This window comes from Corynebacterium sp., assembly GCF_030532195.1.
GTDB lineage: Bacteria > Actinomycetota > Actinomycetes > Mycobacteriales > Mycobacteriaceae > Corynebacterium.
Genome location: NZ_JAUNLP010000005.1, coordinates 19,108 through 42,850, shown reverse-complemented (window position 1 = coordinate 42,850; position 23,743 = coordinate 19,108). Strand labels below are relative to the sequence as shown.

Genomic DNA, 23,743 nt, shown 5'->3' with positions numbered 1-23,743 from the left:
GTGGCTGAATTCTTCATCGAACCGGTCTCTCTCGCGAACATCGAAGCCGTCTTTCCTGACACGATGCTCAGTCTTTTTTGGGAGCAGGGTATGGAGCAAATTCGAAATACCACCGCCCTGCCCCACTTTCCTACTGCCGACGGTAAAAGTGAAGCGTCACACGCTGATGTGCGGCCTGAAAGCCCGTACTCCGCTACCGTGCCTGGTGAAGATGCTTCTAAGCCGTCAGAAGGCGATTTAGGGCGCAATTTGGACGAGCAGATACGCCTTGAGAAAGAAGCTTGGTTGAATACTGTCTTCCTCTCGTGGGGGCCGTGCGGATTTTCACTACGCAGAAGGTCATCGCGGCCATCGGGAAGTGATGCCCCCGAGACCATCGGCACGCTTCTTTTTGCGCCCCCACGGTTCTGCCCGACGACATTTTCCATGCCGTCTGGGCCGATTTCGCCAGATGCCATTGCGCTGACTAGCCTCCACTACAACCCGCTCGAAGTCGAGTCGGACATGTTGCGCACGCTCATTACGCGAACACTTCACAAGCTGTCTCTCCGCGGAATCTCTGCAGTCGAAGCATTCGGGTGCAGTGGCACGTCAGATTCGGTCACCTCGCCACTGCCCTCCCCTGACGCGCTTGACGACGGCACGGAGAACTTAATCGCCGATTTCGAAGAGCAACTAGAAGAGCGACTTAACCCTCGTCCCTGCGTATCGGAAAAGTTGGGTGCGATCAACCACGAAGCCGGTGATCTCATTCGTACCCGCACTCTTTTGGAGGCCGGTTTTCGAGTGGTGACGCCGGACCCGATTCATCCGAAGCTGCGAATTGAACTCGATGCGGAGCTCGACTGGGATGAGGAAATGGGACATGCATTGGATGTGAGCGCGAAGGAGCGATTCATGCGCTCGAAGTTGTTCAGTCTCTAGCCATGGTTTCCGTGGTTTGGTTTCTGACAACTGATTTGCGCAACTACGAATGAGAAAACGCCCCGATGCTCGCTAGTGCGAGGCGGGGCGTTCATCTTTGTAGCGTGAGGAAATCTATTCTTTTTCTTCCTCAATGAGCTGCGCAAAACTGTATGCGCCGGTCATGGGCTGTTGTTCTTCATCGCCCAAGTAGAGGCGCTTGACAGCGACCACGATGGACTCAGCGATGATGTCGCGCTGTTCCGGAGAAGACAGAATTTCTACATCCGATTCATTGGTCAGGTAGCCTACTGCAACCTCCACCGTGGGCATCCTGGTGAGGCGAAGCAAATCCCAAGTACGAGCATGGGAGCGGCAATCCACCAGACCGGTGCGTGCGACAATTTCTCGCTGAATCAGGCCAGAGAGCTGTTCACCGAGAATCGAGTTATTGCCCTTCATAGAACCGAAGTAGAAGGTAGCAACGCCGCTGGCGCGGTTATTGTGATACCTGTCTGCCTGGAGGGAAATAAAAACATCAGCACCAAAGGCATTGGCTAGCTCTGCGCGGTCCTCAATAGTTGGGTTATCTGTGCGCGGCCGGGACAGAATAGTTTCTGCACCAGCTGCGACTAGGCGACCTTCAATACGCGATGCCAAGTCCCAGAGGATTTCCTCTTCCGAAATCTGGCCATAGGGACCGTTGACCATAAGGCCAGGGTCTCCTGCTCCGCGCGCTGGATCGATAACAATGCGCTTGCCAGACAGCTTCGGCCCCATCGAGCGCAGTACTTCCTTCTCATGGAAGGCGCTCACGGAGCCACCAGTGACCCTTCGACCGAGGTAGCTCAATGCTCGCAGAGTGACTGGACCACAAATGCCGTCTGGTTCAAGACCATAGTTGAGCTGGTATTCACGTACCGAGGCATCAGTCTTGGGGCCAAAGTGTCCGTCGACCCGGGCATCGTGGAAGCCCAATTCCTGCAGGGTAGCCTGCAAAACGCCGACATCCTCACCGGTCATTTGGGACAGTGGGTCATAAAACAGGACGCGAGTGCCCAGGGTGTACGAAGCTTCTCGCAGCAGGCGAAGGGTGCTGTCCCTGATAACGCCGTCGGCATATACGCCACGGGATTGCTGGAACGCTAGAAGCGCTTCACGAAGTCCCTCATCAAAAAGGTCGTCGTCACCAGACCACTGTGGGGAATCTTCCTCGGCAGCCGAGCCCTCCCAGCTAGGTAGGAGACCTAGACGCGCCAGCGTTGCGCGTACCTCAGCGACTCGAGGTGACCGATCACCCACCTTCAGAAACTCTGGCACGAAAACTCCCTTCCGAACTCCACCATTTTATTAAGCGCATTATTGCAACGAACCACACTCAGTTAGGAATGCTGGCCTACGAGCCGGAGGGCCGAAGTCGCGCACCCAGATGACTATTTGAGAATGTGGCCAACGATAAACCGTGATGTCGGTGCGAAATGAAGCCCCAACACAATATAGGAAAGCGGATATCGCCTTTTTTAGTTAGATTACCAGGCCGTCTACATAATTTTGATGTCCACAAGCACGCGTCGGCCAGCAAAACCGCAAAGTTGCAGGAGACACAGTAATTTACTTCTGTAACACTAGGAGCAGTCTCCACTGGGGCGCCTAAAAGAGCGGTACACAGTGGAGACAGTTGGAACAGAGGCGGATTAGAGGTGCTTTTCAATCATCTTGACGATATCGCCCTTCGGACGAACACCGCGCAGTTCCTCGACCTTGGAGCCGTCCTTGAACAGAAGCAGGGATGGAATAGACATAATCTGGAACATGCCGGCCAGTGCGCGCTCGTCGTCGACGTTGACCTTAGCGATGACAGCCTTGTCCTCCAGCTCTGCAGAAACCTCATCGAGAACCGGGGCGATCTTCTTGCATGGACCGCACCACTCTGCCCAAAAATCGACGAGCACGGGCTTGTCAGATTCCAGCACGGTGGACTTAAAGGTATCGGCAGTCACGGTTACTGGTGCCATGATTTTCCTCTCCTAATAATGAAAGCTAGTTTTCTACTCTTTTCACGCCCATTATGCCGACAAAACCGCTGGAAAACAGGGCTTTCGACAGCGCGTTTCGCGTACTAAGTTATTAAACAGCGCGTTATTCATTTCTGATTTCTGTTGAGGGGCAACGGCTCGCAGTTATTCGCTGGAGACATTGAACCAACCACTAGGCAACAACCTAAGCCAGAATGGGTTGGCTATCAATCGATAAAATCTAAGAGGTGTTCCATATTAGATTTTATTGCGAAAGTATTCCCAGTGGAAATCATTCAAATGCTGAAATTGCATCGCTGATGCGTAATGAATACCAACAATTGAATTTTATCACTATTGCAGATTCCCATTGTGGGAATGCGCAATAGTTGGTGCACTCCAATAGTGGGCACCTCCCGCAGTCAGGTGAAATCAGCAGGTCAGGCAGCTGTCGAAGTATTGATTACTTTTCGACCGTTGCCAAGTAGTGTTCCGCATCCAAAGCGGCCTTGCAGCCAGATCCAGCAGCGGTAATGGCCTGCTGGTAATGAGAATCGAGGACATCGCCAGCCGCGAAGACGCCCTTGAGGGAAGTCTGAGTGCTTGGAGCGGAGACCTTGATGTAACCGGAGTCATCGCAGTCCAGCTGATCGCGAACCATCTGAGAGCGTGGCTCATGACCGATGGCGACGAACATTGCGGTGACATCAAGCGTGGACTTCTCACCAGTAACAGTGTCCTCGAGCTCGAGACCGTTGACCGATCCGGCTTCCTCGCCGAGGACCTTGGAGACAACCTTGTTCATCTCAAAACGGATCTTGTCGTTGTTCTCTGCGCGCTCGACCATAATCTTGGAGGCACGGAACTCATCACGACGGTGGATAATCGTCACCGAGCGAGCAAACTTGGTCAGGAAGATGGCCTCCTCCATTGCGGAGTCGCCACCGCCAACCACTGCGATGTCATGATTGCGGAAGAAGAAACCATCACAGGTAGCGCAGGCGCTGACACCGTGGCCAAGCAGCTCCTGCTCACCTGGAACACCCTGGTAACGCGGTGCAGCACCGGTGGCCAGAATGACAGCGTGAGCCTTGTGCTCTTCCTCTCCAACCCATACGGACTTAATGTCACCGGTCAGATCCATGCGATCGACAATCTCCATACGAAGATCCGCACCAAAGCGCTCAGCCTGCGCTCGCATCTCATCCATGAGCTCTGGGCCCATGATGCCCTTGGAGAAACCGGGGAAGTTCTCCACCTCAGTCGTTGTCATGAGCAGGCCACCAAATTCAATGCCCTCAAACACTACTGGTTTAAGTTCAGCGCGGGCAGCATAAGTGGCCGCAGTGTAACCGGCGGGACCAGAACCAACAATGATCAGGTCGTGAACGGTATCGCTCATGAAAACTCCTATAACTTCAATCTCGTGCATCACTGATTTCACAGCAATGCACAACAGTTAGCAATTTTTTCAGCTCCGGGTTTGAACCTACCGGAACGAACTATCTCAACCAACGTGAGCCTGCTTTTACCTATTCCCTCACCCTCCATGGCTTAAAAGTGCGAAACCATTAAGCCACGTGAACTTCTTCCAACTGACGGCGCAAAGCTGTGCGCGCTCGTGCCCGCCGAGATTTAAGCGTGCCGGATGGTTCTCCAAAACACCTCGATGTCTCTTGGAGTGAATAGCAAAAAGTATCCAAGTACAAAAGTGCGTTGCGCTGATCTGATGGCAACCGCTTCAGCGCCGTCGCCATAGTCATCCGCAGCGCGATATCAGGTGTCGGCACAGGCTTCTGCGTTAAGCAGGCATTGAACTCCTCTTCCCCATCGCACACAGGCGTGACCCCGAAGCGGCCACGATTGTGATCAATGCACGCATTTTTCACAATGCAGTTCAGCCACGTCGCCACAGTAGAGTTGCCGCGAAAACTGGTTGCACCGGCCATTGCTCGCGCCAGCCCTTCCTGAACACCATCGTGCGGATCGAAATCATCCCGGCGATATCTCCTGGCCATTGCAAAAAGCTGCGGATAGTAGCGCTGGGCAAGGACCGCGAATGCACGCCGATCACCCGCCAAGTGAGCTTTCAGCAAACCACGGTCAATCTCATCCGCCGTCGCCTGCCCTCGCCTGCCGACGACGCCATAGTCCCCAAGTCGCCGACCCGCGCGGGCCTTGTGGCAACTATCCCCATTACTATTTCTTCCCCCAAAGTTCATGGCTCCAATGCAAACACGAAACCCGCGACTTCCGCTTGGCAATTATGCCGCAGAAGCCGCGGGCTGTGGATGAATCTTAAAACCGGGCACCTAGCTGTGGATAACTTTAAACTCCCAGCACAGGCAAGAAAATCTATTCCTCGCCAAGAACCTGAATATCGCCAATTGCGACTGCCACCAGGGAATCTGGCGACGACTGTGCCAAATTGGGATCACCAGTCAGCGGGGCCAGATCAACTGCGTCCCCAGCTTCTTTCTCCTCATTGGAATCCTCATCTGATACCGCCTCCTGGGCGGTCGGCAGCTCAGTTACCCAAATAACCAAATCGCTCCACTGCTGATCCTTCGAATCCACCTTGATTGTGGTTGTTCCGGCATCAGCGGTAGCGCTACCGAGCACAGTCGTGTCATCGAGATCAGTCGAATCGGCGCTATCCAGACCGCGAACTTCAATCTTCGCGCCCTTGGTTGCAACAACCTTTACCTCCCCAACGGTGGCGGGATTATCCAGGGAGACCCGAATGCCGATACCGGGCTTGAAGTCCGTCGGCTCGTCGCCGAACTGAGAGACATAGGTCGACGACACCCAGTAGCTGGCGTCATCACCGTCAATAGTCAACGACGCCAAATCCGGATTATCAGGTCCGGCTGCCGGATTATCCGTGTCGGCCTGCCACTCGAGAGCGTCGACAAGCGAAAGCTGATCCAGACGTGGACCGGATGCGCTCGGCGCGCGGCGCACCGACTCGGAGTTGATCGGCGCATCGTCGGAGCTGTTGACCAGACCGAAGATAGCGGCGGCGATGAGCGCACCGACGATCACGACACCAACGACGACCGCGCCGAGACTAAACGAGCGCGTGCGATTGCGTGCGGAACCGGACTTCGCGGCGGATGCGTCATCGATAGATTCGCGCGCTCCAGTGTCGGTGTCGATGGCGGGGAACTCGGATGAATCGGGGCCGAGAGCGGCCTCGCGCAGAGCATTGGCGAACTTGCGCGCCGGCGAGATCTTCTGGTCGAAGTCCTCCGGTTGCGCCTGGTTGGCGCGGCGGATCACCGCCGAAATATCGGACGGGATATTGGGCACGTTGAAGAACAGCGCTTCCACGGCGGAGAGCATTGCGTCGTAGTCAGAGCGCTGCGATGCATCGGGCAAAACGACGGGGAATGCGTTGTAAATGTGACCATCACTGCTGATGCGCAGACGCTCTGGTTTGTCATCCAAGCCGAGACAGCGGCCGGACTCGTGGGCATCGGCAATGGTGTCGGCAAGAGATGCAGCTGCCAGTGCAAGTGCATCCGGATGCGCTGCCTGGCGCAGTTGCTCGATTCCGATGCTGCTGATCCAATCAGCAACGATGAGCACCTCAGTGCGTGTCTTGGCAACACTGTGGATACGTGCCATTCCGGTACCGGCCAGATCGCGCAATTCATTGGTGGTGGTGGCAATGCGCTGAGCGGCAATCGACGGCGAGCTGTCGTAGTACGGCAGCGCGATGGTGTCGACGAAAATCAGCGCAACATCCGACTCGTCCGGATCGCCCATATCCATAGCGCGCCACAGGCGCAGACCTGGGTACGTGGCAATCTCGGAACGCAGACGGAAGCGACCGCCCGAGACCATTTCACCCGGCACATAGCGAGTCGGGCGAGAGCCCTGCGTCGGCATTGGCGGAAGCAGTGGCGAGGCGGTAAAGCCCTCGTTGGCCAGACCGGTAGTCTCGCCGATGAGGCTGGCCGGGGAGACAGAGAATGCGTCTGCTGCAAATCCCCGTTCCTTTTCCATGGCATCGAAATCTGCCACTGCGTTGTCTGCAGCATGCGGCTTCGGAGCAAAGCGGCTGAGGCCAGGAATACGGCCGAGGAAGCCCCCGAGAACGCGCACCTCCTCCAGCGGCGCCTGGGCCAAAACCACGCCAGTGGCGATAAGGAAGACCACACCGGTGACTGCAGTCTGCAGCAGAACACCGAAGGAACCGAAGAAATCGAAGAGACCCAAATCGGTCAGTGCGAAGGCTCCCCAGGCGACGATGACACCGACGACGGAGGCGCCGAGCGCCCACAGCACAGTCTGAATTGTCGCCTTGCTGTCCAAATGGCCGAGTGTTCGGCGGAGCAGCAAGTGACCAATCACGGCACCAGCGAGGAAACCAAAGCCATTGGCAGCACCGAGCAGGACGACGACGGTTTCTTCATTGGAGGCCAACCGTGGCGCGAGGAAGGACAGAATAACCTTGACCGTCGTAATGCCGAGAATAATGAACGTTGGCGTCCATGCTTCCTCGCGAGCGTAGAAGACGCGCAAGTGCAACAGCACGATGGCGTACGGAATCAGAGAGAAGGCCGAGAAGGACAGTGTCCAACCCAGGATCTCTGCGGTCTCGCGCGGGAACTCCAAGTAGGCGAAAAGACCCACTGCAATCGGGCGGCCGAAGGCGGTGAAAAACGCGACGATTGGCACCAGCGCGATCATGGTCAGGCGGGTACCGATGGACAGGTCACGGACCACCGCCTGATCGTTGCCGTCGGCCGCGTTGCGGGACAGGCGAGGCATGATGGCGGTCAGCAGTGTCACACCGATGATGCCGTAGGGCACCTGCAGGAGCAGCCATGCCTGCTGGTAAATCATCGGGGCGGCCTTGGAGGCCGTCGAGGCGATATTGGTGGTAATGAAGTAACCGGCCTGGGAGATTGCCACGTAGGTGATAATCGCGATGCCCATACCGGTGAACTGCTTGATGCGGTCATCAATGCCCCACAGCGGGCGCAGGTCAATACCCGCGCGGCGCAGATACGGAAGCATAATCACAGCCTGAATAACCACGCCCAAGGTCGTGCCCAAACCGAGCAACAAGATGTGCGGATCGGACAGGGAGCCGTCCGAATCCGGACTCAGCTGCCCAGGCAGGAGTAGATAGAGCAGAAGCGTGGCAATGGCCACGACGTTGTTGGCAACGGGTGCCCACGCACCGGGTTTGAATATCCCCTTGGTGTTGAGCACCGCCATGAGCAGCGCAAATATGCCGTAGAAAATAATCTGCGGAAGTAATAAGAAGGCGAACGATGTCGCCAACGGCACATTGACCTTGCCGGCCTCGTTGAGGCTCAATCTGGTCAGAAGTGGTGCGCCTATCACCGCAATTACGGTGACTACCGCCAACAGTGTCAGAGAGACAGTTAGCAGGCGTCTGATAAACGCCGCGCCGTGGTCGGGGTCTTCCTTCTCCGCGCGTACCAGCACCGGCACCACCAGAGAAGTCAGCACTGCGCCGAGCACTATTTCTGTAATCAAGTTCGGCAGCGTGTTGGCGACGTTGAATGCAGAAGCCACTGCCGGACCCATCGTGGCGCCGATGAGCAGGTTTCGCAGAAAGCCCGTAATTCGAGAAATCAGGGTGGCAATTGCCATCGAGCCCGTCGAGGCAACGATGTCCGAATTGGACTGTCCCTGAGTTTCTTCCGCTGTCGCTGTTGAACTGTTCGTCGGAGCGGTGGTGTCCGCGTTCGACGACTGCGCTGCCGCAGATTTGCCAGTGGTACTAGTGCGGCCGGATACGCGAGTTAGATCCGGGGCGGCCTCGGCAGGCTGAGTATCCGCCGCACGGCGAGCCGTCGGCACAGGAGCCGGCGGCGCGGGGCGGCGAATGCGGCCTCGGAGTCCAGATTTATGCGCGTCTGAGTCAGTCACACATCCTATTGTTGCTTAAAAAGGGGTCTATTTCCGAAAGCGTTGGGAACGTTTCGCGGCAAAAAACCCGCCAGCAGTGATGATGACGGTGGCAATGACCAGCAAAACCCCCACCGACGTGCCCGATTGAATGGAAATGCTCACCGATTGAGAAATCGGCGTGCCGTTGGGAGATTCCAGCCACAGCAGCAGATTGTGGGAATTATCGCCATCGGATCGTGGTCGAGCACCATCCGGCGCGCTTGTCGACGGCAGTCCCTCAGCATCATTGACCGAATCCGGTGTGAACTGAACGGTCACCGACCCCTTAGCCGGAATATTGGCCTCATACTTGTCCTTCAGCACGGACTCCCCCGCACCCACACGGACAAAGGCTGGAACCGGCAGTGGCAGACCATTTCGCGCCAGCACCACAATCGGTGATAACTGCGTGGCGCGCGTATAAACACCGCCCGGGGCTACCAATGTCACGGAATTGCGCAGTCGACGCGTCATGGTCAGCGCCTGCTTACTCAGCTCCTCATTGTGTGCCTGCACGTCGGCCGAGCGGCTGTGATTGCGCCGCCCCAGTGCGCTAAAGGAGCGCAGAAGATCGCGGCGCAGCGGGCGAGTGAACTCATATCGCGACAGCGCCACGTTCGGGTCATTCGACATGATCTTGGTCAGATCCGTGATTTCCCGCGAGGCAATCTGTGCTGTCTCCACCACATTGTCGGCCACCGGTGCGGGATCTGCGAGATCACCAGTTGGCGTCACCGGTCCCGCATCCAAGTCGTGAGCAGCGGTGTTGATGGCGTCGGATAGGGCCTTAGGCTCTGCCAGCCCGGAGTTCAGTGCCTCCTGTACGGCTTTGACGAAGTCGTCGGCATCGCCGACTCGCGGTGCCCAACCAGCAGGTGGAGCCGCAACAATCGAAGCCCGCGGATCGTTCGTATCAGTCAAAGACTGGTACAGCGTACCGATGGCCATCTGCATTCGGGCAGCTTCCGAGTCCATGCGGAAATCGAAACGGCCAAGCAGATTGGAATACGGCGCAGTCTGTGGCGACTGCCCAGTCGCCGCCAGTGAGGCCGACAGTGTGCCCGGCAGGGCGAAGGCGCGGCTGCCGTCGGCAAGCACACCACTGTGACCAGGCGCAAGCGTTTGACCATCATCGGTGGTGGCAGTGTTGTCGGCGATGAGAACTGTGGTGTTTTCCGCCGCGTCGCGCGGTGGCTCGGGCGTCGGCTCGCCGCGATTGGTCTCGCCGCTGTGGACGCGCTCTTCGAACGCCTCCGCCGGGGTCAACGTCCGCTGCGCCGTCGCCGCGGAGTACAGCGGGATGCTTTCCGACGTCACGGAGCCCTCGGTAGGCAGGTAGACACCCGGCAGGGACTGAATGCCCAAATGCTGGTTAATAGTGTGCTGACCTGCGACAAGAGCCTCTCGTGAGAGGTCCTCATCGTTGACTCGCGCCACTGCGCTGAGGTCGGTGCCGGCCCATGGCAGGGAGATGACGCAGGTGTCCTTCGTCAGCGTGTGCAGCCGGTCGAGCCAGTGTGCGGCATCGTCATTGGCGGGCATGCGCTCAAGGTCGGTGTCGTCCTGGTTGCCCCAGGAATCGCGCAGACGCTGAGATGTCTGCACCGGGCTGGGGCGGCTGGTGCCAATCCAGTAGTCGCGGGTCATGCGGGAGACCGCGTCAAGGGTTTCCGGATCAATGGCAATGCAGGTGGACTGGCGCAGTTTATCGCCGTCGGGGCCGTTGAAGCCCTTCTCTAAGGAGCTGACCAGGCCGTCGAGACGCCCGCCGCGCTCGAGAGAATCAGCGAGTGAATCATTGGTCAAAATCAGATCCGGTGAAGTCGGGGCATCACCAGTCTCACCGCCGACAAGTGGAACGGGCTGGCTGATTGGCCAAATCAGGGACAGCGGCACGGAGCGCGGCTTGCCGGGCTCGTCGGGAGCCTGGGGTTCCTCAGTTTCCTCCGTCTCGGAGTCGGCTTCGGTCGCCGGTGGTGTTTCCGCAGGTGATGCCTGTGGATTGATGACCGGCAGCAGTGCGCGGGTTTCCGTCAGCAACTTGTCAATATCATCGGCCGGTTTGCCGTTGGCATTGATCAGCAGCGGAAACGTTCCAGGCTCCGTGATACCTAGACCTTCCGGGGCCGGCGCGGAAATCGGTGAGTGCAGTGTCACTTCGCGAGACTCCCCCGGCTTTAGCGAAATGGGGTCGCTAAAGTCGCCGGCCACGTCATAGACGGATTCCGGTTCGGCCAAAATGGTCCGCGCAGTGGCAGATGACTCCAAGGCACCAGCTCGCTGCAGACGCAGCACAATATTGTTGATGCTCTCATCCGAGCTGTTGTGCACCTGCACCTTTACGGTCAGGGCATCATCCAACTTCGCCACATTCGGCGCAATATCGGTCACCGACAGCCGCAGCGGGCCCTGTGCACCGATGCGGTTGGCGCTGTTTTCCCAGAGCTGTTCATCTTGCGCAAGAGCTGGGGGCGCTGCAACCGTCGTCACGCACAGTGCAAGACCCATGGCGGCGGCAGTGACCTTACGAGCGGCCGTACAACCCGCCTGCCTGGACAAATGCAACCTCAACACGCGCAAATCACCTCGGTGTTTGTCGACCCGCTTGCTTTTCCGCGCGGGCGAGGTTGGGAAGCAGGTTATGCGCGCGCCGGGCCAATTTGCGCTCGTCGGCGTAGGCCAGGCGCTCCACCAGAGTGTCCACCGGAACCCACATCACTTCAGTGACCTCCGGATCTTCGTCATTCAAATCGCCATCGACATAGCGCAGAAGGTGATGGTGGACGGTCTTGTGAATCCGCTTGCCGTCGGAGACAAACCAGTAGTCAATCACGCCGAGCTCCTCGATGACCTCGCCGCGAATGCCGGTTTCCTCCCAGACTTCGCGTTCAGCCGTCGAATCAAAGGCCTCACCGGGCTCGACATGCCCCTTCGGCATCGACCACAGCAGTCGACCGCGGCGATCATGGCGCCCAATCAGAGCGACATAAATCCGCGACAGGTCCACCGAGCCACCGTCGCTGACGGCCTCTGCCAGCCCGGAGACCACCAGGCCACCTGCCGATGTCTCAATCGAGGTGTACATCGGCGATGCCGTCTGCCCGCGCGAGCTATTGGGGCGACGATTGTGCGTGCGCTTGGCCTGTGCGTTACGACGACGGTTGCCCTTCGCCTGCCCATGCTTGCGGCCACTACGGTTGCCTGAGTGCGCAGCCGAGCGTGAAGACTTCGCTGACCTGGACGGTTGCTTGCCGCCGGCCGAATTCGACTTGGATGTTGCCTTGTTATTCGCGCTGTTGCTAGCGGAATTTCCACCCCTTCTGCGCGGTCGCCGACGACGTCGGCGGCTCTTCGCCCCCGAGTTGTCATTGCGTACCACGTTGTTCATTCCCCTTAGACTACCGGTGCTATAGGTATAAGCGGGTATTGTGTCGGTCGTGACACAATCGACTCCTTCTACAACAAATGGCGATAAGGCCGAGGGCGCTGCGCCCCACGCTACTCCCCAGGCTGCTTCCGATGTGGACCCCAAGGTGCGCAGGACGGCAATGCTGGCGGTGGCAGACCAAGCCATTGCCAAGGAGGCGGACATTCTTGATTCGCTGGCTAAGGCCTTTACCGATGCCGGCTATCACCTCTACCTCGTCGGTGGCTCCGTGCGCGATGCGCTGCTAGGACGCCTGGGCGAGGATCTGGACTTCACCACCGACGCACGTCCGGAGGCCACCCGCGCCATTTTGGACCAGTGGGCGGATATCGTCTGGGATACAGGTATTGAATTTGGCACACTGTCAGCCGAGCGGCATGGCCGTCAGGTGGAAATCACCACTTTCCGTGCGGACACATACGACCAGGTCAGCCGCAATCCGGAAGTCACGTTCGGCGACACGCTGGAAGGCGACCTGATTCGCCGCGACTTCCGCTGCAATGCCATCGCCGTGGAATTGCATGGCGACGGCTCGCGTACCTTCCTCGACCCGCTCGGTGGTTTCGAGGATCTGGTGGCCGGAGTATTGGATACTCCAGGTGCGCCGGAAGTCAGCTTTGGGGATGATCCGCTACGCATGCTGCGTGCCTGCCGCTTCGCCTCACAGTTGGGCTTCGATGTTGCACCACGAGTCATGGATGCGCTGACGGAGATGGCCGGTGAGATTGACCGCATCACTGTCGAGCGCGTGGCCACGGAGCTCAACAAACTGATTCTGGGGGCTTATCCCAGCCGCGGCATTGACCTGATGGTGGAATCTGGCCTGGCTGACCGCGTCCTGCCGGAGATCTCAGATATGCGGATGACGCAGGATGAGCACCGCCAGCACAAGGATGTCTACCAGCACTCACTACAGGTCATGCGTCAGGCCATTGACCAGGAAGAACCTGGCGAGCCCGACCTGGTGCTGCGCTGGGCCGCACTGCTGCATGACTGCGGCAAGCCCGCCACTCGTGCCTATAACGAGCAGGGCAATGTCACCTTCTACCAGCACGAAGTCGTTGGCGCGAAGCTAGTGCGCCGCCGCCTGCGCAAGCTGAAGTTTCCGAAGAAGACCAGCCATGAGATCTCCCAGCTGGTCTACCTGCACATGCGCTTTCACGGCTACGGCGAAGGCAAGTGGACGGACTCGGCCGTACGCCGCTATGTCAACGATGCCGGGGATTTGCTGGAACGGCTGAATAAGATTGTGCGGGCCGACTGTACGACGAGGAACCGTCGTAAAGCAGCACGTCTGGCTCGCGCCTGCGACAATCTAGAAGCGCGGATCAAGGAGCTCGCCGAACAGGAGGACCTCGCGCGTGTGCGCCCGGACCTGGACGGCAATGAAATCATGGAGATTCTGGACTTGAAGCCCGGCAAAGAAGTCGGCCAGGCCTGGAATTACTTGAAGGAGCTCAGGCTCGAGTCCGGCCCACTGGAGCGCGAGGACGCAATCCTGGCGCTGAAGAAGTGGTGGTACGAGCAGACTGGTGAGACGGCTGAGCCGCAGCAGACGGATAGCAAAGGAGAGAGCTAATGGCATCGATTAATCCCGAGAACCTCTATGGTGACAGGCTCTTCTCCAGCCTGGAGCGCAATGATCCAGCTGCTGGCATGCTGTTGCTAGCCGCCCCTGGAATGCTCTCGCCGGAGTTCGCGCGTTCGGTGATTTTTATCATCGAGCACAATGAAAATGGCACGCTCGGCGTGGACCTGACCAAGCGCTCGCAGACGCCGGTCCACAATGTACTGGAGCCGTGGGCACCGCTGATGGCGAAACCGCCGGTGCTCTACCTCGGTGGTCCGGTCAACCAGAACCAGCCGATTTGTATTGGTGTGGTGCGCAACGGCGCGACCCTGCCAGAGGAGACCGACAGCATTACCGGCGCGCCGTACATGGAGCGCATTGCCCACAGGTTTGCGCTGGTCAACCTCGGTATCGAGCCGGAGGATGTGGCGCCCAGTATCGATGGGGCGCGCATCTTCGCCGGCTACGCCGGGTGGGATCCGGGCCAGCTGGAAGAGGAGCTCGACCGCGGCGATTGGTATGTCGCCCCTGCCCTGCCCTCCGATGTGCTCGCACCGGCGGCAGCAGATATCTGGGGCGATTGCATGCGCCGCCAGCCCTGGCCACTGCCGCTCTACGGCACCTACCCGGTGGATGTGCGCGACAACTAAATGAGTAACAACCGCGATATCGCTACCGGAATTCGGCAGGCGCTACCCGTCGGTATGGGACTCATCCCACTCGGCCTCGCCTTTGGACTGCTCGTTGCCCAAACTGGCTTCAGCTGGTGGTGGGCACCAATCTTCTCCATCCTGGTCTACGCCGGATCAATGGAGTTTCTCGCAATCGGCCTGGTCATGGCACGTACCGGACTGCTGGGTATTGCTGTTACCACCTTCATGGTCAACTTTCGGCATGTCTTTTACGGGCTGACGTTTCCGCGGGATCTGATTCGCTCCCGGCTGGGGCGCGCCTATTCCACATACGCGCTTACCGACGAGTCCTACGCCATCGTGTCCGCAGCAGACACGGATGAGAAGATGACCGGCCGACAACTGTTGGCCATCCAGATTGTCTGCCAGCTGTTGTGGGTGGGCTCAGGCATCGTTGGCGCTATCACCGGCGCGGCCCTGCCCGAGGGAATCCATGGTGCGGAATTTGCACTGACGGCTCTGTTCGCCGTGCTGGCCATGGACGCTTTTGAAGCCTCGAAGGACTGGTCACTGCCCCTGACTGCGGTTGCCTGCACGCTGGTGGGCTGGTTGATCAATCCGAATCAAATGTTGGTCATCGGCCTGCTGCTGTACTTTGCCACGCTGTTGGTGCGCGTGTGGTCACCTCGAGTTGATTCCGTGCTGCGCATGACGTCGTCAAGCATCACGCATGATGTGGAGGGCAAGTGAGCATGACTACATTGCCCGATACCAGTTATATTCTCGCCGCGCTTGTGGTGATGGGCGTGGTGACAGTGACTTTGCGTGCGCTGCCGTTTGCGTTTGTGCGAGCGCTGAAGAATTCGCCGCTATTTGAGTTCCTGGGCACCACCATGCCGGTCGGTGTGATGGTGGCGCTGGTGGTCTACACCGTGTTTGGCAGTCTTGGCCTCAGCGACGATGGCGGCGGCGACCCCGGTGCCGCGTGGGCGGTGCCGATTGCACTGATTGTCACCATCGCCTTGCATTGGTGGAAACGCAACGCCGTGGTCTCGATTTTTGTTGGCACGGCGCTGTATATGGTGCTCGTGAATGTGGTGGCCTGAGCTGGGCTGGTCTGATTTTTCCAGCTAGCGCGCCGGGCGAGTGTCGACGGGCGCTGTGGCAGGCCCTTAACCAGCGAAGTTCGGCAGGCCCGGAATCTGTGGCAGCGCTGGGGATTCAGGCAGCTGCAGCAGCTCGCTCAGATTTGGGCTGTCCGGCAGGTTCGGAATGGTCGGCAGACCTGGGCTATCCGGCAGACCAGGCAGGTTTGGAATACCCGGGGTTGGCAGTGCTGGGCTACCCGGAATACCACCGTTGAAGGCATTCTGAACGTCGCTAGTGTGATCTTCCCTGGTGCCGTAGGTGTTGGCGGCAACGCTGAAGTCCGGGCCAATCGAAGCCGAGGCGTGAACGCTGCGGCGGTCATCCGACCAGCCCCACTTCGTGCCGATAACACCAGGCAGTGTGGCGGTGCCGTAATCCTGGCGGTAGCCATCGGCTGCCACCGGGGACGCCGTGGTCATTGCCGTGAGAACGGGGTCGGCCGGATTCTCACGCTTCTTGGCTTCCAGGAATTTCACCGTGTCGGCGCTGGAGGTCGTCGAATTGCCCCAATGAGCTGCACCATGCGTATTGCTCAGGCCGTATTCGCTGGCCGTGGCATTGATGGAATTCGGGTAGCGACCATAGAGCTCACTGGCGATGTTGTCGTCGGAGTAGCGAATCATCTGCGTGGCCTTGGCCTTGTCAGCCTCAGTGCCGTGCTTGTAGACGTAGTCCGCAATGTAGAGCTTGACAATGGAGAGACCTGGGCGGGCCTCATTCTCATTTGCAGTACCGAAGTGCGTACCGGTCGGAGTGTAATCAAAGCTGATCTGTGTTCGAGCCGGGGCGTCAATAGTGCCCTGACCGTTGAGCTTCGGCTGAGGAGCCGCTGCGGCATTACCAGCAGCCAGTGGTAGACCAGTGAGCGCAATGACCCCGGTCAGTCCGAGGCGAAGCGCACGAGATGGGCGCGAGGCAAGACGATGACGAGCGTTCATATCAGACAAAACCAATCTAAGCTTTAGACGTGAATTCACTCATTATAGGAGTACCGCGATGGATTTTTCTCGTTCTGACATATCAGAAATAGGTCACTCCACTGTCCCCAGTCACATGCGGGCAGCGGTAATTCACAAGCTCGGGGCGGCCTCCGACATCCACGTTGAGACCATCCCCACTCCCCCGCCAGGACCCGATGAATTGCTTGTCAAGGTCGATTTCTGCGCAGTCGACCCCGTCGATACCTTCGTGCGCTCAGGTGCCTACCCCACCAAAATGGAGTTTCCATTCGTCATCGGCCGCGACATAATCGGGCAAGTCGTAGCGGTAGGCCAAAATACCCACATCCGGGTCGGGCAATGGGTCTGGTGCAACAGCCTTGGTCACCATGGTCGCCAAGGAGGGGCTGCTCAATACGCTGTCGTTGCCGAAAACCGCGCCTACCCCATTGCAGAAATGGACTCCGCGCGCCGGGCTGAGTTCATTGCCGCAGTTCATCCCGCTGCCACGGCGTATCTCGCGATTGCGGTTCATGGGCAGGTACAGGCGGGCGACGCAGTGGTCATCGAGGGCGGTGGCGGCAATGTGGGGGCCTGTGCAATTGTCATTGCCGCATCACTTGGTGCGCGCGTCATCACGACGGCATCGTCGCGAGACGTGGAGCGTTGTCGCGCGCTGGGCGCCGAGGTGGCTATCGACTACCGAAGCGCGGACCTCTACAAACAGCTGGCTACTGCCGCCGACGTGGATACCGGCGTGGATCACGCGCGAGGTGTTGCCTGCCATCTGGATACCTCGGGTCGCAATCGCCTGGACCGGACAGTCGGGCTGATGCGCATGGGCGGGCGCATCGTCATCATCTCTGGGTTGGGCAGCGCTTCGACCGCCAAACTGCCCGTCGGTCAGCTCTACTCCCGCGATTGCCGCATCGTCGGGTTCGCCATCAGCAACGCCGATTCGTCAGTGCTTGCCGACGCCGCCAGAGCCATCACCAACCTTGCCGACAAGGGCGAGTTGCCATCACTTCGAGTACAAGCCCGCCCTTTGTCCGCAGCTGCGCGGACGCATGAGGAAATCGAGGCGGGCAAGTTGCGTGGCCGACGGGTTGTGCTGGCAGTCGGCGAAATGGAGTAAGCGGAGCGTTAAACCCGCAGGTGTCCGACGCGCTGCCAGCCTGGATCGTACTCGGTGTCAATGACGTGTTCGCCCTCGGTCCACTTCTCGGCTACCGCGCGAATACCGGCCTCAGCATCGGAGACCGGGTCAATGTAGAAGTGCATCAACGCCATGCCATCACTGTGCTCAGCGGCGACGAAAATGCCCTTGTCATCTTCAATGGCCTGTGCAGCCGCTTCGTTGAATGCGGCCAGCGACTCCTTCGACTCATCGCTGGGCAGGCCCTGGTCATCAATATTGCCCAGCATGAGCTGCACCAGTACGTGTTGCGTCATCGTCGGGCTAATCATCTGGGTAATCGGTGCGCGCGTGGCCACGCGAATCGGCTGGCCATTGGCCTCTGCCTCGATGGTCAGCCACTCCGGGCAATCCTGCGCAAGCTGCTCGATAACCTTGCCGAACTCCGGCAGCGGGATGGCATCTTCCGGTTCCTCGCCAGCGAAGGCGAAGCCACGTAGCCACAGACCGAAGTCCTCCTCGCCGAGTGCTAGCTGCAGTAGCGTGAAGCCGAGCTGTGCCACCAGGCGCTCGCCATCTTCCAGCTGGGCAATTGGCGCAAACAGTGGGTGGTACAGGCGCACATCAACGGCGCCGTGGCCACTGCTGTATGCGACGCGGGCATCTGCCGGATCGACCTCCGCAGGGGCATCGGCATCGAGCGCACCCTGGGCAACCAGTACGTTTGCCACCTCACCGAGGGAGAGCTTCATGGTCGGATCTGCTTGGCGCAGGTCGGTGAACGACCACACCGCACCGTCGTCAGGCGCGGCCTCGAGCCAACGACGAGCGACCGGGCGTAGCTCCGGATCGCCAGCGGCGCTCACGGTCAGAAGGTGGCGAGAATACGGTGCGCCTGCCTCAAAACCCCAAATCAGGCGTTCGTTAATAGCGGCGATGCGACCGCCGACCTCCGACTGCACATCGACAATGTCCACGTCGGTAGCGGCGGGAGCGCCTTCGACACCGAGCTGGACGCTGAACATCGCGTCAAGAGCATCGGCACCGTAGGAATTCCACCACGACCAAAATTCATTAATCGCGGTGTCTTCGGCGGTCCGCTTTTCAGCGGAAAATGGTCCAGAATTTTGGTTAGACATACGGGGTATTCACGCTTTCAGTTCGGCTTTTCGTTTGCTCTACGTTTAATCGCACGATATCGAAACTAAAGTTGTGCGCCCCAGTATATGCGTCAAATGTGGCTGTCGGTCCTACGCCGCTTGTGTCTGCGCATGCTCTGCGGCTTCGGCCTGTTTGCCCCAGCGTGCGGCATAGACAGCACAGATCATCAGCTGAATCTGGTGGAAAATCATCAGCGGCAAAATATAGAGGCTGGCGTTGGCGCCGAAGATGACGGCAGCCATTGGCAGGCCGGTAGCCAGGGACTTCTTGGAGCCACAGAACTGAATGGCAATGCGGTCCTTGCGGTCAAAGCCCATCTTTCTGGCCACAAAACCGGACAGACGCAGGACGAATTCCACCAATACGACCGAGAGCACACACAGGATGACTATGTCGCCGACTGGCACCTGCGACCAGATGCCCTGCACCATGCCTTCAGAAAATGCGGCATAGACAACCATGGCGATGGAAAGACGGTCGACATTCTTGGTCATCTTCGCCGCGGCAAACTTCCATGTCCAGCGGCGAGTGATCTGACCAATGGCAAACGGCAGCAGCAGCTGCAGCGAGATATCCAGGAACACTGAGGAATCAATGTGGACACCACCGCCGGTGGCCATCAGCAGCATCACCAGTACCGGTGTGATGACAATGCCCAGCAGGTTCGAAGCCGAGGCACTGACAATTGCGCCGGCCACATTGCCCTTGGCAATCGACGTGAAATTCACACTCGACTGCACCGTCGACGGTGCCAGCGTCATGTACAAAATGCCCATGTAGAGGCCAGGAGAAAGAATCCAATCCAGCGGCTTCATAGCCAGGCCCAGGATTGGGAAGAGTACGAAAGTAAACGCCAAAATGGTGACGTGTAGGCGCCAGTGCTTCACACCGGCCAGCGCGTCCTGCGGACTCAAGCGTGCGCCGTAGAGGAAGAAGAGGAAGCCAATGGCGATCTTGGTGGCCCAGCCGAATACCTCAGCTGTAGTGCCACTTGCAGGAAAAATAATCGCCAGTATCGCTGCAGCAACGATACCGACGATGAGAGGATCTGGACGCCAATTCACTATTCGTTGCCACATGAACAAAGAGTTTAATGGTCAACCAGATGCTGTTTTGCAGTTTTTGAAGAAGTGTTTCTCTTCAATACTATTTACTTGTGACCCTGCTGCTCAGCGGCCTTGCGCAGGGCTTCCTTGTCAACCGGCTTGAACGAAGTATTAGCGGGAGCCGCATCACCCTTATCGGTGCACAGACCCTCCAGGCCGCACGAGGAGCAACCGCCAGCAACACCACATTCGGCTGCCGGGTCATCGGAGGCGCAGGTGTTGGTCTCAGCTGCAGGGGCATCGCCACAGCCGCAACCGCTGTCGCCGTCACCGCACCCACAACCGGAGTCTGACTCGGCGGAGACCTTGGCGTCGTAAAGCGCGATTGTGTGCGAGCCCATAGCCGCGCCGACACCTAGCATGGCGATGCCTCCCAGGACAGCGACGGCGAACCAGAGCCACAGCCAACCGGAGGCCTCCGGGCGGATGGCGAGGAAGCCAAGCATTGCGGCGCCGAGGAACGCGATGGCGGAGACAGCCCACGGTGGGCCGGCAACGCGGTGCGTAATATCCCAGTTTTCCTGCGACTTTCGTGCCTCAGGCGCGCGAATTCCAATCCAGTTATTACCCGGCAACTTTGCCGACCATGCCAAACCGGCGACCACGGCTACGCAAATAGCCAGAACCAGGGTAATTACAGGGATGACAATCATGCCTCCAATTTAATAGGTGGTTGGGCACGTGCCAAACGCACCTATTAGACTGTGAGACCATGACCAACAGCGAAAAGTCCCCCTCCTCGGCAGAAGCCACCGACTACCGCTACTCCCCCGAGCTGGCCGCTCAGCTAGAGGGAAAGTGGCAGACGTACTGGAAAGATAATGGCACCTTCTACGCCCCGAACCCCGTGGGCGACCTAGCAGCTGCCGATGGCTCCACTCCGCCGAAGGACAAGCTTTTCGTTCAGGATATGTTCCCGTACCCCTCCGGCGTGGGTCTGCACGTCGGCCACCCTCTGGGCTACATCGCCACGGACGTCTTCGCCCGTTTCCACCGCATGCAGGGTGCAAACGTGCTGCACACGCTGGGGTACGACGCATTCGGTCTGCCGGCCGAGCAGTACGCAATTCAGACGGGTACGCACCCGCGCGTGACGACGGAAACGAATATCGGCAACATGGAACGCCAGCTCGGCCGCCTTGGCCTGGGCCATGACCGCCGTCGTGTGTTCGCTACCACCGACCGCGACTACTACAAGTGGACGCAGTGGATCTTCCTGCAGATTTACAATGCCTGGTTCGATGAGGACCAGAAGAAGGCGCGTCGCATCGATGAGCTGCTTCCGCTGCTCGAGTCCGGTGAGATGACCACCAAGGACGGTCGCGTTTACGCTGAGCTCAGCGAGAGTGAAAAGCGTGATGCCGTCGATGAATTCCGCCTGGTCTACCGCTCGAATTCGATGGTCAACTGGTGCCCGGGCTTGGGCACGGTACTGTCCAACGAGGAAGTCACCGCCGATGGCCGCTCTGAACGCGGCAACTTCCCGGTCTTCCGCAAGCGCCTGGGTCAGTGGATGATGCGGATTACTGCCTATGCTGACCGCCTGGTCGATGACCTGGACCTGTTGGATTGGCCGGACAAGGTCAAGTCCATGCAGCGCAACTGGATTGGCCGCTCCCGCGGTGCCGAGGTTGACTTCACCGCCGAGATTGGCCCCAAGGTCAACACCAAGATCACCGTCTTCACCACTCGCCCGGACACCCTCTTCGGTGCTTCCTACATGGTGCTAGCCCCTGAGCACGAGCTGGTGGACAAGCTGGTGGAAGCCGGCAGCGGTTCCTACGAGGGCGTTGATGAGCGCTGGACCTACGGCTGTGCCTCCCCGGCTGAGGCCGTGGCTAAGTACCGCAAGGACATCGCTTCCAAGTCCGACCTGGAGCGCCAGGAGAACAAGGACAAGACCGGTGTGTTCCTGGGTGCGTACGCCATCAACCCGGTCAGCGGCGAGCAGGTGCCGGTATTTATCTCCGACTACGTCCTGATTGGCTACGGCACCGGTGCCATCATGGCCGTTCCAGCTCACGATGAGCGCGACTACGAGTTCGCCACCGTCTTTGGCCTGCCTATCCGCGAGGTTGTCTCCGGCGGCAACATCGAAGAAGCCGCTTACACCGGCGACGGCAAGCGCGTGAACTCCGCCAATGACTCCGGTCTGGACATCAACGGCATGGACAAGGACACCGCCATCGCCACAGTTATTGAGTGGCTGGAAAAGGAAGGCGCTGGCCACGAAAAGGTCCAGTACAAGCTGCGCGACTGGCTGTTCGCTCGCCAGCGCTACTGGGGTGAGCCCTTCCCTATCGTCTACGACGAGGAAGGTCACGCCTACGCGCTGCCTGAGTCCATGCTGCCGGTTGAACTGCCGGAGGTTGAGGACTACAAGCCGGTCACCTTCGATCCGGACGATGCCGACACCGAGCCGAAGGCACCGCTGGACAAGGCCACGGATTGGGTCAATGTCGAGCTCGACCTGGGCGATGGCAAGAAGATGTACCGCCGCGACACCAACGTCATGCCGAACTGGGCAGGCTCTTCCTGGTACCAGCTGCGCTACATCGATCCGAATAACTCCGAGAAGTTCGTCGATCTGGAAAACGAGCGCTACTGGACCGGCCCGCGTCCAGAGACTCACGGTAAGGACGATCCGGGCGGTGTCGACCTCTACGTCGGCGGTGTTGAGCACGCCGTGCTGCACCTGCTCTACTCCCGCTTCTGGCACAAGGTCCTCTTCGACCTCGGCTACGTGACCTCCAAGGAGCCGTACCGCCGCCTGTTCAACCAGGGATACATCCAGACCTACGCCTACACGGATGCCCGCGGCGTCTACCAGCCCGCCGCTGACGTGGTCGAGCGCGACGGCAAATTCTTCATCCCGGGCGGCGCCGAGGACGGCTCTGACCTGGAGGTTTTCCAGGAGTACGGCAAGATGGGCAAGTCCCTGAAGAACGCCGTCTCCCCCGATGAGATCTGCGATAACTACGGCGCCGACACCCTGCGCGTCTACGAGATGGCCATGGGGCCGCTGGACACCTCGCGTCCGTGGGCAACGAAGGACCTCGTCGGCTCGCAGCGCTTCCTCCAGCGCGCGTGGCGCTTGGTGGTCAACGAGGACTCCGGCGAGCTCGCCGTCACTGACGCATCGCTTTCCGACGACGACCTCAAGGCGCTCAACCGCACAGTGGATGGGGTCACCTCTGACTACGCAGAGCTGCATGACAATACTGCCGTCGCAAAGCTTATTGAGTACGTCAACTACCTGACCAAGAACTACGGCTCCACCGGTGCCCCGCGCGCCGCTGTCGAGCCGCTGGCGCTCATGCTCGGCCCAGTTGCTCCGCACATTGCGGAGGAAATGTGGAGCCGTCTTGGCCATGCCGAGTCCCTGGCGCACGGCCCGTGGCCGGAGGTCGATGAGAAGTGGCTGGTCGATGACACTATCGAGCTGCCGGTTCAGATCAACGGTAAGGTTCGCGCCCGCATTGACGTTGCAACCGATGCGTCTCGCGAGGACATCGAGGCAGTCGCGCGTGCCGACGAAAAGGTGGCGGCGGCGGTTGAGAATGCTGGTGGCAACATCGTGAAGGTGATTGTTGTCCCAGGCAAGATGGTTAACCTGGTTGTGAAGAAGTAGGCAGGCAGTGGCCATGTTGGTCATATCGACCAATGTGACCACAAGAAAGTGTCGGAGTTTATAGCAGTTTGATGCCTAAAATCGGCTCGAAATTGCCATAAACCCGACACTTTGTCGCATAGGCGTCGTATGGGTTTCGTAT

General features: G+C 59.0%; 18 protein-coding genes. 7 read left to right on the top strand and 11 right to left on the bottom strand.

Going from position 1 to position 23,743, the window contains the following annotated elements; all coding sequences use genetic code 11:
- Entirely contained in the window at positions 1–924 is a 924-nt protein-coding gene (locus Q4E11_RS06620; protein ID WP_303164641.1) for a hypothetical protein, read from the top strand.
- A gap of 114 nt (positions 925–1,038) precedes the next feature.
- On the opposite strand, the gene Q4E11_RS06615 is transcribed toward Q4E11_RS06620, so the two are convergent.
- From Q4E11_RS06615 to Q4E11_RS06585, 7 genes are all read right to left on the bottom strand, one after another.
- Complete coding sequence (locus tag Q4E11_RS06615; RefSeq protein ID WP_303164640.1) at positions 1,039–2,223, bottom strand: N-acetylmuramoyl-L-alanine amidase; 1,185 nt, start codon at positions 2,221–2,223, stop codon at positions 1,039–1,041.
- A 374-nt stretch (positions 2,224–2,597) separates the two neighbouring features.
- A complete protein-coding gene (gene trxA, locus Q4E11_RS06610) occupies positions 2,598–2,918 on the bottom strand; it encodes a thioredoxin (RefSeq protein ID WP_303164638.1) in 321 nt (106 codons plus the stop codon).
- A gap of 463 nt (positions 2,919–3,381) precedes the next feature.
- The gene (trxB, locus tag Q4E11_RS06605) at positions 3,382–4,320 is read right to left on the bottom strand and encodes a thioredoxin-disulfide reductase (RefSeq protein WP_303164636.1); all 939 of its coding nucleotides are present in this window, start codon (positions 4,318–4,320) and stop codon (positions 3,382–3,384) included.
- 169 nt (positions 4,321–4,489) lie between these two features.
- On the bottom strand, positions 4,490–5,140 hold the full coding sequence (locus tag Q4E11_RS06600; protein ID WP_303164633.1) for a sigma-70 family RNA polymerase sigma factor: 651 nt from the start codon (positions 5,138–5,140) through the stop codon (positions 4,490–4,492).
- Between the two features lie 133 nt (positions 5,141–5,273).
- Entirely contained in the window at positions 5,274–8,831 is a 3,558-nt protein-coding gene (locus Q4E11_RS06595) for a lipid II flippase MurJ (RefSeq protein WP_303164631.1), read from the bottom strand.
- Between the two features lie 27 nt (positions 8,832–8,858).
- Positions 8,859–11,426, bottom strand: coding sequence for a hypothetical protein (locus Q4E11_RS06590; protein WP_303164628.1), 2,568 nt, complete (start codon positions 11,424–11,426; stop codon positions 8,859–8,861).
- 7 nt (positions 11,427–11,433) lie between these two features.
- Entirely contained in the window at positions 11,434–12,240 is an 807-nt protein-coding gene (locus Q4E11_RS06585; protein WP_303164626.1) for an NUDIX hydrolase, read from the bottom strand.
- Between the two features lie 160 nt (positions 12,241–12,400).
- On the opposite strand from Q4E11_RS06585, the gene Q4E11_RS06580 reads away from it, so the two are divergent.
- Genes Q4E11_RS06580 through Q4E11_RS06565 form a run of 4 tightly spaced genes read left to right on the top strand, consistent with a single transcriptional unit; the run spans position 12,401 to position 15,587 of the window.
- Positions 12,401–13,858 carry a CCA tRNA nucleotidyltransferase gene (locus Q4E11_RS06580; RefSeq protein ID WP_303164826.1) on the top strand — a complete coding sequence of 486 codons (1,458 nt, stop codon included), beginning with the start codon at positions 12,401–12,403 and terminating at the stop codon, positions 13,856–13,858.
- Positions 13,858–14,499, top strand: a complete 642-nt coding sequence (locus tag Q4E11_RS06575) for a YqgE/AlgH family protein (protein WP_303164624.1) — start codon at positions 13,858–13,860, stop codon at positions 14,497–14,499. The genes Q4E11_RS06580 and Q4E11_RS06575 overlap by 1 nt, the downstream gene beginning before the upstream one ends.
- Entirely contained in the window at positions 14,500–15,231 is a 732-nt protein-coding gene (locus Q4E11_RS06570) for an AzlC family ABC transporter permease (protein ID WP_303164622.1), read from the top strand. It abuts the gene before it with no gap.
- A 2-nt stretch (positions 15,232–15,233) separates the two neighbouring features.
- Positions 15,234–15,587 carry a branched-chain amino acid transporter permease gene (locus Q4E11_RS06565; protein ID WP_303164620.1) on the top strand — a complete coding sequence of 118 codons (354 nt, stop codon included), beginning with the start codon at positions 15,234–15,236 and terminating at the stop codon, positions 15,585–15,587.
- A gap of 66 nt (positions 15,588–15,653) precedes the next feature.
- Here Q4E11_RS06565 and Q4E11_RS06560 read toward each other — a convergent pair whose 3' ends face one another.
- Positions 15,654–16,568 carry a hypothetical protein gene (locus Q4E11_RS06560; protein ID WP_303164618.1) on the bottom strand — a complete coding sequence of 305 codons (915 nt, stop codon included), beginning with the start codon at positions 16,566–16,568 and terminating at the stop codon, positions 15,654–15,656.
- Positions 16,569–16,683: 115 nt separating this feature from the next.
- On the opposite strand from Q4E11_RS06560, the gene Q4E11_RS06555 reads away from it, so the two are divergent.
- Entirely contained in the window at positions 16,684–17,703 is a 1,020-nt protein-coding gene (locus tag Q4E11_RS06555; RefSeq protein WP_303164617.1) for an NADPH:quinone reductase, read from the top strand.
- 8 nt (positions 17,704–17,711) lie between these two features.
- Here the strand turns inward: Q4E11_RS06555 and Q4E11_RS06550 are convergent, their stop codons facing one another.
- From Q4E11_RS06550 to Q4E11_RS06540, 3 genes are all read right to left on the bottom strand, one after another.
- Positions 17,712–18,842 carry a DUF695 domain-containing protein gene (locus Q4E11_RS06550; protein WP_303164615.1) on the bottom strand — a complete coding sequence of 377 codons (1,131 nt, stop codon included), beginning with the start codon at positions 18,840–18,842 and terminating at the stop codon, positions 17,712–17,714.
- A 111-nt stretch (positions 18,843–18,953) separates the two neighbouring features.
- On the bottom strand, positions 18,954–19,943 hold the full coding sequence (locus Q4E11_RS06545; protein ID WP_303164613.1) for a bile acid:sodium symporter family protein: 990 nt from the start codon (positions 19,941–19,943) through the stop codon (positions 18,954–18,956).
- A gap of 71 nt (positions 19,944–20,014) precedes the next feature.
- Complete coding sequence (locus Q4E11_RS06540; protein WP_303164612.1) at positions 20,015–20,623, bottom strand: SdpI family protein; 609 nt, start codon at positions 20,621–20,623, stop codon at positions 20,015–20,017.
- Positions 20,624–20,682: 59 nt separating this feature from the next.
- Here Q4E11_RS06540 and leuS point away from each other — a divergent pair, with 59 nt between their 5' ends.
- Positions 20,683–23,601 carry a leucine--tRNA ligase gene (gene leuS, locus Q4E11_RS06535; RefSeq protein ID WP_303164611.1) on the top strand — a complete coding sequence of 973 codons (2,919 nt, stop codon included), beginning with the start codon at positions 20,683–20,685 and terminating at the stop codon, positions 23,599–23,601.
- Positions 23,602–23,743: the final 142 nt, after the last annotated feature.